The following is a 13,890-nucleotide window of genomic DNA, read 5'->3' on the forward strand; positions in this document are numbered from 1 at the left end:
CGCGGCCGCCAGCCTGCGCCTGCGCGTGCTTGTCGCCGTGCCGGGGCCGTCCGTGTCGCCCCGCTACCTGCAATTGCTGCAAGCCGTGCCGCCCAAGCTGGCGACGAATGGCGAGATGCTGCGCGCCGCCTACAGCGAATACAAGGAACGTTTTGTCGCGCGCGTGGGTCTGCGCAAGATGTACATGGAAATCCTCACGCTGACCTTGCTGCTGGCCATTTTTGGCGCCATCGGCAGCGCCTTTCTGATCGCGGGAAACCTGGCCCAGCCCCTGCTGCTGCTGGCCGAAGGCACGCGCGCCGTGGCCGAGGGCGACCTGTCGCCGCGCCCCATCGTCGCCACCAAGGATGAACTGGGAACCCTGACGCAATCGTTCAATATCATGACGCGCCAGCTGCTCGATGCCCGCACGGCCGTCGAAAGCAACCGCGCCGCCCTGCAAAATGCCAAGGCCCACCTGGAATCGGTGCTGGCGAACATGTCGGCAGGCGTGATGGTGCTCGATGGCGATTTTAAGTTAGTCACCTGCAATGAATCGGTCGAGCGCATCCTGCAGCATCCGGGCGCCAGCATGGTGGGCCAGCCGCTGGCGGATATTGCCGGGATGGAAGAATTTGGCGCCGCCATCGTCAGCGCCTTTACGGCGCAAAGCGCGCAGTCGGCCTCGGGGCGCAACCAGCAGCGCCTGCACTGGCAGCGGCAGATCGAGATCCCGCGCCGCCTGGGCAGCAGCGCCGACGAGCACGACATCACCCTGCTGGCGCGCGGCTCGCGCTTGCCGCTGGAGTCCGGCAGCGGCTATATCGTCGTCTTCGATGATATTTCCGACGTGATTTCCGCGCAGCGCTCGATCGCCTGGGGCGAGGTGGCGCGCCGCCTGGCGCATGAAATCAAGAATCCGCTGACGCCGATCCAGCTGTCGGCCGAGCGCTTGCAGATGAAGCTGGAAGGCAAGCTGGAGCAGCCGGACGCCGACCTGCTGAGCCGCGCCACCACCACCATCGTCAAGCAGGTCGACGCCATGAAGCGCATGGTCGATGACTTCCGCGACTATGCGCGCACGCCGCCGGCCGTGCTGGTGCCGCTGCGCCTGAACGAACTGATCGAAGAGATCCTGAACCTGTATCTGCGCGGCGACGATGGCGACATCATCCACCCGCAGCTGGCGCCGAATCTGCCCATGGTGATGGGTGATCCGACGCAGTTGCGCCAGGTCATACACAACTTGCTGCAGAATGCGCAGGATGCCATGGCGGACCTGCCGCCGGACTCGCCGCATCCGCGGATTGACGTGAGGACGGAAGCAATTCATTATCGCAGTGCGGACGGCGGCGTGAATATCGCCGTGCGGCTGGCCATCAGCGACAATGGCCCCGGTTTCGCGCCGAAGATCCTGGCGCGGGCTTTCGAACCCTACGTCACGTCGAAGGCGCGTGGCACGGGCCTGGGGCTGGCGATGGTGAAGAAAATCATCGATGAACATGGTGGACGCATCGATATCGAGAATCGGGTCGACGGCAATGGCGCTTCGGTGGTCATTTTGCTGTTAAAGTTAGCTCCCGACGCTCCTGCCCAGGAATTCCTGGCATGAACGTCTGGTTTAGTATTTAAAACACTAATAAAATCATAGTTGTCCGCGCGTGCATCTCGTGCGCGACGGCCGGCGAAATGAGGAAGGCAAGACACGAATGGCAAACATACTCGTAGTGGATGATGAAATGGGTATCCGTGAGTTGCTCTCGGAAATATTGGGTGACGAAGGACATGCTATCCAGCTGGCCGAAAATGCGCAGCAGGCGCGCGAAGCGCGTGCCGCCGGTGCTCCGGATCTGGTATTGCTGGATATCTGGATGCCCGACACCGATGGCGTGACCCTGCTCAAGGAGTGGCAGCGCGATGGCTTGCTGACCATGCCGGTGATCATGATGTCCGGCCATGCCACCATGATACGGCCGTCGAAGCGACACGTATCGGTGCATTGAACTTCCTGGAAAAACCGATTGCCCTGCAAAAGCTGCTCAAGGCAGTGCAGCAAGGCTTGACGCGAGCCCAGGAAACCGTGCGGGCGCCGAGCGTGGCGCCGCGTCCGGTGGCGCCCGTCGTGGCCGAGGAAAGCAGCCATCCCGTGCCCAGCTTTGGCGGCAGCGCGCCGCAGCAGCTGATGGTGCGCCCGGGCATCGCCGTGCCGGCGGTGGCCGAGGGCCATGGCTACAATCTGTCGTTCGACCTGCCACTGCGCGAGGCGCGCGATGCGTTTGAACGCATGTATTTCGAACACCACCTGGGCCGCGAAGGCGGCAGCATGACGCGCGTGGCGGAGAAAACCGGCCTGGAACGCACGCATCTGTACCGCAAGCTCAAGCAGCTGGGCGTCGAACCGGGCAAGCTGGCCAAGAAAAGCCTGTGACGCCAAGCGGGCGGCAGCCAACGCCGCTGACCCTGGTCAGCGGCGCACGTGCCGCTGACCGCGAGGCGGCCATTGCCGCCGCCTTGCGGCCGCACGAAGCCGTTGCCGTGATCCTGGAAGGCTTGGCTGACGGCAACTCCATCCTGGCCGGCCTGGCCGAACAAGCCTCTCCCTCGTTTCCATTGCAACTATTGCGTATCGCACCCGGTTGCCTGTGCTGCAGCGGCAATCTCGTATTGCGTGTAACATTGAATCGTCTGCTGCGCCATCCCCCTGCGCGCTTGTTCATCAGCCTGGCCGACGCCACGCACATCGAACAATTGCGCAGCTGGCTGGGCGCCAGTCCCTACGATAGCCTACTGGCGCTGCAAGCGGACGTGCTGCTTGCTTGAACGTGGTTTCCTGACGATGTCCTGACGCCATGACCGCAGTCGCAATTTGCATCTCGTTACAACTCCGTAGCCCGCGGGGCGGCAGGGCGCTTGAAATCGCGCCGTGCCAGCCCCACCTCTGTTCTGACACCGCAGGAGTTCCTCCTGCTTGAGCGAAGGATGCAAAATGAACCTGATCTATAACAGCGAGCAATATAGCGTCGTGGAATTCGGCGCCGACGTCGACCTGGAAGCGCTGCGCTTTGGCGGCTATGAAATCGTCGACAAGGGCGGCAAGCGGGAAACCTTCATTGCCGGCGTGCTGGCGCAGCATTTTCGCCGCGACGTCACCGAACTCATCGCCAGCGAACCCAGCATGGAAGAGATCGATGAATTCCTGGGCAGCTACGATTCCCTCATGAGCCAGCCTGTCCTGCTGCACTAGTCCCGTTTGATGGCGATCGCCGCCATACCAATTGCCTGGCTGGCATGGTATGGTAGGCGAGTTACCCTGCTGCAAACAGACCATGTGCCAACTTCTCGGAATGAATTGCAATGTCCCCACGGACATTGTCTTTAGTTTTACCGGCTTCGCCATGCGCGGCGGCCATACCGATACCCACCATGACGGCTGGGGCATCGCCTTTTTCGAGGGCGCCGGCGTGCGCCATTTTGTCGACCACCAGGCAGCCATCGCCTCGCCCGTGGCCGAACTGATCAAACGCTATCCCATCAAGTCGCGCAATGTGATCGCGCATATCCGCAAGGCAACGCAAGGCAAGGTGGCGCTGGAAAACTGCCATCCTTTCGTGCGCGAACTGTGGGGCCGCTACTGGGTGTTTGCCCACAATGGCGACCTGAAACAATTCCATCCCGTGCTGACGGGCAGCTACCGTCCCGTCGGCTGCACCGACAGCGAGCTGGCCTTCTGCTACCTGCTGCAGGAATTGCACGCGCGCTTCGGCGACGCGCCGCCGGCCTTGCCGGCCCTGCACGCGGCGCTGGCCGAGTTGTTGCCTAGCATCGCCGCCCATGGCACCTTCAACATGATGCTGTCGAGCGGCGAAGCGCTGTTTGCCCATTGCTCCACCAGCTTGCATTATCTGGTGCGACAACATCCGTTCCCGACTGCTAAACTGTCCGATGAAGACTTGAGCGTGGACTTTTCCCAGGTCACCACGCCGCAGGACCGGGTGGCCGTGATCGTCACCCAGCCCCTGACGACCAACGAAGAATGGACGGCGTTTTCTCCCGGAGAATTGAAGCTGTTTGTCGACGGGATGGTGCAAGAATCGCCAGCAAGCTAATTTGTTGACGACAATAAACGCTATTACTGCCAAAATACCCACAGCGCGGGCGAAATTCAGCTAAAGTATTGTCAATAGTGAACCTTGATGCGGGCGCGGCGCGGCCGGTATCACTCGACGTGATTGATGAAGATTTAATGATCGATATTTCCAGCAACGACATCACCCCGAAACCCTTGCGCGTGCGCGAGTTTTATCTGGGGCGACAACCTATCCTCGACCGCAACCAAGCCCTGTTCGGCTATGAGTTGCTTTTCCGCAACGCTCCGGTCGGGCCCGCCAACATTACCAGCGACCTGTCCGCCACGGCTTCCGTCATCGCCCACGCTTCGCAGCTGGGCATGGAAAAGGTCATCGGCGATGCGCTCGGTTTCGTCAATGTCGACGCCGATGTCATCATGAGTGACATCTTTGTGTTCCTGCCGCGCGAGAAAGTCGTGCTTGAAATCGTCGAATCGATGCAGGTGACGCCGGAATTGCGCGCGCGCATCAGCGAACTGGTGGGCCATGGCTTCACTTTTGCGCTGGAAAACGTGGTCTCCGACACGGCGCAAGTGCAGGAGCTGTTGCCTTTGGTGCAATACGTGAAGATGGACATGCGTACCGTCGATCCGAAGGTGCTGGCGGCACTGGCGCCCCGTTTCAAGCAGGAAAACAAGAAACTGGTGGCGGAAAAGGTCGAGACGCGCGAAGAATTCAAGTCCGGCCTGGACCTGGGCTTCGACTACTTCCAGGGTTATTATTTCGCCAAGCCGGCCATCATGACGGGCAAGAAGCTGTCGCCGTCGCAACTGGCCGTCATGGAACTGATGACACTGGTCACGTCCGACGCGGACAATATGGAGATCGAGCGCGCCATCAAGCGCGACGTATCGCTGGCCCTGAACTTGCTGCGCCTGGTTAACACGCCGGCCGTAGGTGCGCGCCAGCGCATCGATTCGCTGAGCCAGGCCGTCACCGTGCTGGGCCGCCGCCAGCTGCAGCGCTGGCTGCAAATCATGCTGTACGCGGAGCCAAGCAAGCGCGGCCATAGCATGACGCCGCTACTGATGCTGGCCACCACGCGCGGCCGCCTGCTGGAACTGCTCGCACATAAACTGCGTCCCAACCATGCGCACTCGGCCGATATCGCCTTTACGGTCGGCATCATGTCCCTGATGGACACGCTGTTTGGCGTGCCGATGTCGGAAATCCTCAAGCAGATCGAAGTGATCGATGAAGTGGCCGAAGCGCTGCTGTCGCGCGAAGGTTTCTATGGCGACTTGCTGCGCCTGGCCGAATGCATCGAGCGCATCGAAGACATGGAAGGCGAGATCGTGCCAACCCTGCGCGACCTGGCCATGTCGCCGGACGACCTGGTGGAGCTGGAAATGGCCGCCTACGAATGGAGCGATAACGTTGTCAGGTATGCGCTGTAGGTCGGATTAGCGCGGCCGTCAGGCCACGCGTAATCCGACGACATTGTTGGCGGTGACTGTGGGGGGTGTCGGATTACGCGCAGTCGCTAATCCGACCTACGCGACCCGCCCAAAAAGCCCTGCACGGCGTCGCCGTGACAGGGCTTTTTAACGCCATCACGCGGCGGCGCCGGGCCAGTGCTTGTGCAGTTCAGGATCGGTGCGCAGTTCCCACAGGGCCAGCACGACGACGGCGATGCCGACGACCAGCTCGTTCCACATGACCATGCGCTGCTCGGCCAGCCGCAGTATCCACGGCGAGGCAGCCACCCATACGCCCACCAGCAGGTTGACGACGACGGCCCAGAAATAGGTCTTGTACAGGTCGAAGGCGGCCAGGATGGCGATCACCAGCCCGGAGACAAAGGCGTTGACCATCTGCGGTGAGCTTTGCGGATAGGAAAATACCCAGGGCGAGACGACGAGCCACAGGCCCAGCAACAGGATGGCCTGGTCCTGCCAGCGTTTGAGTTTGAAATTGCTTGCCATATTTCCTCCTTGCCAGTTGAAACGGCCGGAGCGGGCATGCAGCATGCCGTCCGGCATACTGCGTTAGTGCGCCGCGGCGCGCGAAAGTTCCTTCCGCGCGCCGCCAGCTTTCAAGGCATCAGGAGAGATTCGGTGCCAGCCAGCGCTCCACGTCCTCGATGCTGGCGCCACGGCGCTTGGCCATGTCTTCCACCTGGTCCATGCCGATCTTGCCGACGACGAAGTATTTCGACTCCGGGTGGGCAAAATAGAAGCCGGAGACGGCCGCGCCGGGGAACATGGCATACGATTCCGTCAGTTGCATGCCGATTTCCTCGGCCTGCATGACCTCGAACATTTCTTTCTTGACGGTATGCTCGGGGCAGGCAGGGTAGCCGGGCGCGGGGCGGATGCCGACGTATTTTTCGGCGATCATGTCGTCGTTGCCCAGCTGCTCGTCCGGCACGTAGCCCCACAGGTCCTTGCGCACGCGCTCGTGCAGGTATTCGGCAAAGGCCTCGGCCAGGCGGTCGGCCAGCGATTTGAGCATGATGGACGAGTAATCGTCGTGCGCATCCTCGAAGCGTTTTTCATACTTTTCAATGCCCAGGCCCGACGTCACGGCGAACATGCCGATGTAATCCTTCACGCCAGATGCCTTCGGCGCAATGAAGTCCGCCAGGCACTGGTTCGGCCGCTGCACGCCATCGACCACGGGTTTGACGCCTTGCTGGCGCATGCCGTAATAGGTGAAGGCGACGGTGCTGCGCGTGTCGTCCGTGTAGACCTCGATATCGTCGTCGTTGACGCTGTTGGCCGGCAGCAGGGACACGACGCCATTGGCCGTCAGCCAGCGCCCGTCGATGAGTTTTTTCAGCAAGGCCTGGCCTTCCGCGTAGACCTTGGTGGCCGCGTCGCCCACCACCTCATCCGTCAAAATGGCGGGGAAGGGACCGGCCAGGTCCCAGGTCTGGAAGAACGGGCCCCAGTCGATGTAGTTGGCCAGGGTGGCCAGGTCGACGTTCCTGAACACGCGCCGGCCGATGAATTTCGGTTTCACGGGCGTGCAGGCGCCGTCGAACGGCACGATCATCTTGTTGGCGCGCGCCTGCGCCAATGGCAGGATGGGCAGCGCCTTCTTGTTGGCATGCTGCTCGCGGATGCGCGCGTAGTCGAGCTCGATGTCTTCCACGTACTTGTCGCGCTGCTCCGGCGTCAGCAAGGATTGCGCCACGGACACGGAACGCGAGGCGTCCGGCACGTAGATCACGGGGCCTTCATAGTTGTGGGCAATTTTCACGGCCGTGTGGGCGCGGCTGGTGGTGGCGCCGCCGATCAGCAGGGGAATCTTCAGCATGCGGAAGTGTTCATCGCGCTGCATTTCCTTGGCGACATACGCCATCTCTTCCAGCGACGGCGTGATCAGGCCCGAGAGACCAATGATGTCGGCGTTTTCCACCTTGGCGCGGGCCAGGATTTCCGAGCACGGCACCATCACGCCCATGTTCACCACTTCGAAGTTATTGCATTGCAGAACGACGGTGACGATGTTCTTGCCGATGTCATGCACGTCGCCTTTCACGGTGGCCATGATGATCTTGCCTTTCGGCTTGGCGACGATGCCCGTGCGCTTTTCTTCCAGCAGCTTTTCTTCCTCGATGAACGGAATCAAATGGGCCACGGCCTGTTTCATCACGCGCGCCGATTTCACCACCTGCGGCAAAAACATCTTGCCTTGGCCAAACAGGTCGCCGACCACGTCCATGCCGGCCATCAGCGGACCCTCGATCACGTGGATGGGGCGCCCGCCATTGTGCAGCAGCTCCTGGCGCGCTTCTTCCGTGTCCTCGACGATGAATTGCGTGATGCCGTGCACCAGCGCGTGCGACAGGCGCTGCTGCACGGTGCCTTCGCGCCAGGCCAGCGTTTGCGCCTCGGCCTTGCCGCCTGCCTTCAGGGTGCCGGCAAATTCGATCATGCGTTCGGTCGAGTCTTCGCGGCGGTTCAGCACCACGTCTTCCACTCTTTCGCGCAGTTCCGGGTCCAGGTTGTCGTACACGCCCACCATGCCGGCGTTGACGATGCCCATGGTCATGCCGGCCTTGATGGCGTGGTACAGGAAGACGGTATGGATGGCTTCGCGTGCCGGATCGTTGCCGCGGAAACTGAAGGACACGTTCGACACGCCGCCCGAGATCTTCGCGTACGGCAAGTTTTCCTTGATCCAGCGCGTGGCGTTGATGAAGTCGACGGCGTAGTTATTGTGTTCCTCGATGCCGGTGGCGACGGCAAAGATGTTCGGATCGAAAATGATGTCTTCCGGCGGGAAGTCCAGCGCGTCGATCAGCAGGTGGTACGCGCGGGCGCAGATTTCGATCTTGCGCTCGAAGGTATCGGCCTGGCCCTTCTCATCGAAGGCCATGACGATGACGGCGGCGCCGTAGCGGCGGCACAGCTTGGCCTGGCGCAGGAATTCCTCTTCGCCTTCCTTCATGGAAATCGAGTTGACGATGGCCTTGCCCTGCACGCATTTCAGGCCCGCCTCGATGACCGACCATTTCGACGAGTCGACCATGATGGGCACGCGCGAAATATCCGGTTCCGAGGCGATCAGATTCAGGAAGCGCGTCATGGCGGCCAGCGAATCGAGCATCGCTTCATCCATGTTGATGTCGATCACCTGGGCGCCGTTTTCCACCTGCTGGCGGGCCACGGACAGGGCTTCGTCGTATTGCTCGTTGAGAATCATGCGCGCGAATGCCTTCGAGCCCGTGACGTTGGTGCGCTCGCCCACGTTGACGAACAGCGACTCGTCATTGACGACGAACGGTTCCAGGCCCGCCAGGCGCAAGTCGTGCGATGGGGCCGGCACGGTGCGCGGGGTATTTTTCGACAGCAATTGGCCGATGGCGGCGATGTGCTCGGGCGTGGTGCCGCAGCAGCCGCCGGCCATGTTCAAAAAGCCCGCGTCGGCAAATTCGCGCAGCAGGGCGGAGGTGTCGGCTGGCAACTCGTCAAAGCCCGTGTCGCTCATGGGGTTGGGCAAGCCCGCGTTCGGGTAGATGCACACGAAGGTGTCGGCGATCTTGGCCAGCTCTTCCGCGTACGGACGCATCAGGGCGGCGCCCAGCGCGCAGTTCAGGCCGATCGTCAGCGGTTTCGCATGGCGCACGGAATGCCAGAAGGCGGGCACGGTCTGGCCCGACAGGATGCGGCCGGAGGCGTCCGTGACGGTGCCGGAAATCATCAGCGGCAGGCGCACGACGGTCGGATTTTGCTCGTAGTACAGGTCGATGGCGAACAGCGCCGCCTTGCAGTTGAGGGTGTCGAAAATGGTTTCCACCAGCAGCACGTCGGCGCCCCCTTCCACCAGGCCCTGCGTCTGCTGCAGGTAGGCGGCTACCAGCTGGTCGAAGGTGACGTTGCGCGCGGCCGGGTCGTTCACGTCGGGCGAGATCGACGCCGTCTTCGGCGTGGGCCCGAGGGCGCCGGCGACGAAGCGCGGCTTGTCCGGCGTGGAATATTTATCGCAGGCGGCGCGCGCCAGCTTGGCGGCCTGCACGTTCATTTCATAGGCCAGGTGGGCCATGTGGTAATCGTCTTGCGCGATCGTCGTGGCGCCAAAGGTATTCGTTTCGATCAGGTCGGCGCCGGCCGCCAGGTAGCGCTCGTGGATTTCCTGGATGATGTGCGGCTGCGTCAGGGTCAGCAGCTCGTTGTTGCCCTTGACGAACAGTTCACGCGCGCCGCTGTCGGCCGGCGCGGCGAAATCGATGAAGCGGCCGGTGGGACCGCCACGGTAGGCTTCTTCGTCGAGCTTGTATTGCTGGATGATCGTGCCCATCGCGCCGTCGAGGATCATGATCCGCTGCGCCAGGATGGCGCGCAGGGTGGCTTCGGTCGGGGACATGGCGGGGATCACGGTATCGTTCATTTCATGCTTTCAATAGGCAAACGGGCGGCGGCGCAGTGCAAGACAGTTCCAGGCGTGGCGATGGCGGGTCAGCGGGGTCGGCTGACGGAGAGTGCCGGCCGGGTAGGGCGGGCAGAGGGTGGCAATCGCCTGAATCGCCGGGTCTAAAATTATACGGCATCAGGCTGCTTTGGTTTTGAGCAAAAGGCCGGCTTGCCGCGCCCGTGCTTGCCCGCGCAACACTTTCGCCCGCTTGTGGCGATATCCAGAAGTTACATTCCTGAAAATCTTAATGAAAACGTTAATTCTTCCGCCAAAGTTGGCAAGAAGGCAGTATCTCTATGGTGTGGAAAAATATCCACACATTAAAAAATTCGCGGCATTTTTTTTCATGAATGGAATAGCAATAGGCGCATGAAGAAACAATCTTGATCCAGGACAAGACAGAGTGAAGTGAATCATGCTGGAAATAAAGATTGCCAAGCAGCTACCTTAACTATTATCAAAACCAATTAAATCAAAAGCATTAATAGTTGTCTTTCGGAATCTAAATCACCCATAATATTGGTTCTCTGAATTCAAATTCTCACCAAAAGTCACCAATATGTCACATTTCCCTTGCGCCGCTCACGGCATCACGCTTTCCGGACATGGTTGCCAGCCATGAAAAACCATCTGCTTATCGCATTGTTTCTCATGCTGGGCCTGTCCGCCTGTGGTGGCGGCGGTGGCGGCGGTGGCGACACCGTGGTGGCGACCACGTCGAATAACCCGGTCCTGATCCCGGCCGTCACGGCCGTGTCGGCCACGAATGTCGCCGTCGGCGGCAGCGTAGTGCTCACGGGTAGCAATCTCAGCCGTGTGACGGCGTTCCAGGTGGGCGGCGTGACCGTCGCCAGCAGCGCCGCCAGCGACAGCAGCGTGACCCTGGCCATGCCAGGCGTGCCCGTCTCCGGCGCCTTGAGCCTGGTCAGCGCCAGCGGCACGGCAGCTACCAGCTACAGCCTGAATGTGTACCTGCCGCTGAGCGTCAGCAGCGTCGCGCCAGCGACGGGCGGCACGGGTTCCAGCGTGACCATCGCCGGTAGCGGCATGGGCGCCGTCACGGCAGTGCAGTTTGGCAATGGCGCGTCCGCCATCCCGCAAAGCCAGAGCGCGACCGAGGTGACAGTGCTGGTGCCGGCAGGCGCCGCGACGGGTCAGCTGACGCTGCGCGGTCCGTATAACGATGTGCTCAGCAACGACAGCTACACCGTCTTGGCGAGCGTGTCGGTAACGTCGATCAGCACGGTTGTCGGCGCCTCGACCATGTCGGTGACAGTGCTGGGCAACAACCTGGACCAGGTCAGCGCCGCGTCGGTGGGCAACACGCCGGCCAGCATCGTCAGCGCCAGCAGCAGCCAGCTGGTCTTGAGCGCGCCGGCCACGGCGACGGGCAATGTCTTGCTGTCGGCTGCCTCGCGCATCGCCGTCAATGCGGGCACCGTGTCGGCCTTTACGCTGGGCAGCATCGACTTCGCGCAAGTGTTCAACCTGAATTCCAGCGACGCGGCCTTGCGCCTGACGCGCGGCAAGTCCGCTGCCGTGCGCGTTTCCGTGCTGGGCACGCAGGCGGGCCGTGCCAGCCCTGCCGTGACCCTGTTTGCCACCTCCGCCAATGGCAATGCCCTGGGCAGTATCAACATGACCGGCCCGGCCGTCTTGCCGACGGTAAAGAGCGATTACAGCTTCAACGGCAACTTCAGCGGCGTCTTGCCGGCCAGCTGGATCCTGCCAGGCGTGCGCGTGCGCGTGACGGCCGTGGGCAACGATGGCACGCAGGTGAGCCAGGAAGCGGCACCGCTGGTGGCCAGCGCCGCGCGCATTCGCCTGGTACTCGTGCCGCTGCTCACCGATGATGGCGTGGCGCAATTGCCGAGCGCCGACGTGATCCGTGCCGCGCTGACGCGCGTATATCCGTATGCGGCGGAAAACATCAGCATCACCACGCGCGCCGCGCTGTCCATCCCGGGCAGCAGCACCGTCGACAGCTGGTGGAGCACCACCCTGGAAACGCTGGAGCGCAACCGCGTCCAGGAAGACAGCGGCGCCTATTATTATGGTTTCGTGCCGAAAATGTCCGTCGGCCGTTCCGCCGGCCTGGCCTACATCAATTCGCGCACGTCGGCCGGCGATTTCACCTCGGCCATCGGCCTGGACGCCAGCTACAACGGCAGCGGCTCAAGCGATGCCTTCGGCAATAACTGGCCAGAATGGCTGACCACGCTTGTGCATGAACTGGGCCACAACCACTCGCTGCAGCACGTTGCCTGCGGCGGCCCGACGGGCACGGCGGTCGACTATCCGTATGCAAATGGCGCGCTGGGCCCGCAGCCGCTGTACAACAGCAGCTATGACGGCAGCATCGGCCAGTTGGGCCAGGCGACCTATGGCGCAGGCACGCCGATGAAGGATGTGATGAGCTATTGCCGCGGCGCCTGGTTCTCCGACTACAGCTATGCGCGGGTGCAGCAATTCCTGGAAAAACGCAGCACGCAAACCACGGCCAGCAATGTGGTGGGCGCCAGCACCTCCGTGGCGGAAAACGGCTACCTGACCATTTCCGGCCGTATCACGTCCGGTGGCGTGAGCCTGCGCCCGGCCATCGCTTCGTCCTCGCGCGTCGGCGCGGCCAGCAGCGGCAGCGGACAGGCTTACATCCTTCGCCTGCTGACGGCGTCAGGAGAGACTATCGACTTGCCCTTCGATGCCGCGACCCTGGCCGACCATGGCGGCAGCGCCATGAGCCACTTCCGCGTCAGCTTCGCCAATCCGGGCGCTATCACCGAGGTGGAAGTGTTGTCAAATGGCAAGCCATTGGCCAAGCTGGACCGTTCTGCCCGCCGTGGCGCGACCGCCGCCAATGACGCCAGTTTTAATCTCGCGCAAAATGGCGGCAAGCTGGCGCTGGTGTGGGATGCGCAGGCGGAACCGTTTGCCGCCGTGCTGCACGTGGCCGCCGATGGCCGCAGGACGCTGCTCGCCAGCGGCTTGACGGGCGGCAGCGCCAGTATCGACGTGAGCGCCTTGCCGGCCGGCGGGCGTTTCGAAGTCAGCCTGTCGTCGTCGCTTGGCGGGCGCTTGAAGGTGATGCGCCGCTAGATGTGATGTTTCAATAGGTTGTTGTGGTTCATTCGGATTGGATTTGAGACACTGGAAATCGCCAAACCCCCAGTTCTCAAGGAAACCAACCGAATGAACATCCATAAGAATGCCCGATTAACGCTGATTCGTCGAGTCGAGATGGTCGAAGACGCCCTGCTTAACCGCCTGCCGAGCTGCCAGGCCGCTACCCGCTACGCGGTGAGCGAAGCAACCGTGCGCAAATGGCTGGGGCGCTTCCTTGCCGAGGGGCGAGAGGGCTTGATGGATCGATCGTCGCGTCCGCTGCATAGTCCCTTGGCACTCGACGCGGGCAAGGCACTGACGGTTGTCGAGCTACGCAAGAAGCGCATGACACAGGCAAGGATTGCCCAGTACCTGCAGATATCGAAGGCCACGGTAAGCCGTGTGCTGGCGCGTGCCGGCTTGTCCAAACTGAGCGATCTCGATCCCGTCGAACCGGTGCAGCGCTACGAGCATGCAGAACCAGGCGACCTGATTCATATCGATACCAAGAAGCTCGGGCGTATTGAAAACACCGGCCATCGTGCGACGGGAGACCGGCGAGACCGTACGCGCGGCGCCGGCTGGGAAGTCTTGTTTATCGCCATTGACGACCATGCCCGCATCGCCTTCACGGAGCTCTATCCTGACGAAACCCAGGAGAATGCCAACCGATTCCTCGCCAATACCCATGCCTATTTCTGCTCACTCGGGGTGCGCCCCAAAGCGTTGTTGACCGATAACGGCTCAGCCTTCGCTCCAAGTCATTCAAGGCCACTTGTAGCCAGATAGCATTGAAGCACCGCTTTACACGGCCCTATCG

The 13,890-nt window shown here is 61.9% G+C and carries 8 protein-coding genes and 3 pseudogenes; 9 read left to right on the plus strand and 2 right to left on the minus strand.

The genetic code is table 11. The annotated features are described in order from the left end of the window. From JaAD80_RS19955 to JaAD80_RS19980, 7 genes and pseudogenes are all read left to right on the plus strand, one after another. The coding region (locus tag JaAD80_RS19955; RefSeq protein WP_102296600.1) for a PAS domain-containing sensor histidine kinase at positions 1 to 1,591 on the plus strand (1,591 nt) is incomplete at its 5' end. Between the two features lie 97 nt (positions 1,592 to 1,688). Continuing rightward, a pseudogene (locus JaAD80_RS32035) lies at positions 1,689 to 2,092 on the plus strand (response regulator); the annotation flags it as partial. Positions 2,093 to 2,221: 129 nt separating this feature from the next. After that, a pseudogene (locus JaAD80_RS32040) lies at positions 2,222 to 2,407 on the plus strand (helix-turn-helix domain-containing protein); the annotation flags it as partial. Further along, on the plus strand, positions 2,404 to 2,799 hold the full coding sequence (locus JaAD80_RS19965; protein ID WP_102296602.1) for a GTPase: 396 nt from the start codon (positions 2,404 to 2,406) through the stop codon (positions 2,797 to 2,799). The pseudogene JaAD80_RS32040 and the gene JaAD80_RS19965, both read left to right, overlap by 4 nt. Positions 2,800 to 2,965: 166 nt before the next feature. After that, positions 2,966 to 3,223, plus strand: a complete 258-nt coding sequence (locus tag JaAD80_RS19970; RefSeq protein WP_010393222.1) for a DUF3567 domain-containing protein — start codon at positions 2,966 to 2,968, stop codon at positions 3,221 to 3,223. Positions 3,224 to 3,305: 82 nt separating this feature from the next. Then, on the plus strand, positions 3,306 to 4,085 hold the full coding sequence (locus JaAD80_RS19975; protein ID WP_102296603.1) for a class II glutamine amidotransferase: 780 nt from the start codon (positions 3,306 to 3,308) through the stop codon (positions 4,083 to 4,085). A gap of 137 nt (positions 4,086 to 4,222) precedes the next feature. Then, positions 4,223 to 5,503 (plus strand): EAL and HDOD domain-containing protein, encoded by a 1,281-nt coding sequence (locus tag JaAD80_RS19980; RefSeq protein ID WP_102296605.1) that lies wholly within the window; start codon positions 4,223 to 4,225, stop codon positions 5,501 to 5,503. A 156-nt stretch (positions 5,504 to 5,659) separates the two neighbouring features. Here JaAD80_RS19980 and JaAD80_RS19985 read toward each other — a convergent pair whose 3' ends face one another. Both JaAD80_RS19985 and metH read right to left on the minus strand, forming a co-directional pair. Further along, positions 5,660 to 6,031, minus strand: coding sequence for an SPW repeat protein (locus JaAD80_RS19985; protein WP_102296610.1), 372 nt, complete (start codon positions 6,029 to 6,031; stop codon positions 5,660 to 5,662). A 118-nt stretch (positions 6,032 to 6,149) separates the two neighbouring features. Further along, positions 6,150 to 9,944, minus strand: a complete 3,795-nt coding sequence (gene metH / locus JaAD80_RS19990) for a methionine synthase (protein ID WP_180979499.1) — start codon at positions 9,942 to 9,944, stop codon at positions 6,150 to 6,152. Between the two features lie 642 nt (positions 9,945 to 10,586). On the opposite strand from metH, the gene JaAD80_RS19995 reads away from it, so the two are divergent. Continuing rightward, on the plus strand, positions 10,587 to 13,064 hold the full coding sequence (locus tag JaAD80_RS19995; protein ID WP_102296606.1) for an IPT/TIG domain-containing protein: 2,478 nt from the start codon (positions 10,587 to 10,589) through the stop codon (positions 13,062 to 13,064). A 93-nt stretch (positions 13,065 to 13,157) separates the two neighbouring features. Further along, positions 13,158 to 13,890 (plus strand): annotated as a pseudogene (locus tag JaAD80_RS20000) (leucine zipper domain-containing protein); the annotation flags it as partial.

Origin of the sequence: Janthinobacterium sp. AD80 (genome assembly GCF_002878455.1) — a bacterium.
GTDB lineage: Bacteria > Pseudomonadota > Gammaproteobacteria > Burkholderiales > Burkholderiaceae_D > Janthinobacterium.

Excerpts from the sequence above, each read along its gene's own strand:
- JaAD80_RS19970 (WP_010393222.1), top strand. The coding sequence starts at position 2,966 with ATGAACCTGATCTATAACAGCGAGCAATATAGCGTCGTGGAATTCGGC.
- JaAD80_RS19975 (WP_102296603.1), top strand. The coding sequence starts at position 3,306 with ATGTGCCAACTTCTCGGAATGAATTGCAATGTCCCCACGGACATTGTC.
- JaAD80_RS19980 (WP_102296605.1), top strand. The coding sequence starts at position 4,223 with ATGATCGATATTTCCAGCAACGACATCACCCCGAAACCCTTGCGCGTG.
- JaAD80_RS19985 (WP_102296610.1), bottom strand. The coding sequence starts at position 6,031 with ATGGCAAGCAATTTCAAACTCAAACGCTGGCAGGACCAGGCCATCCTG.
- metH (WP_180979499.1), bottom strand. The coding sequence starts at position 9,944 with ATGAACGATACCGTGATCCCCGCCATGTCCCCGACCGAAGCCACCCTG.
- JaAD80_RS19995 (WP_102296606.1), top strand. The coding sequence starts at position 10,587 with ATGAAAAACCATCTGCTTATCGCATTGTTTCTCATGCTGGGCCTGTCC.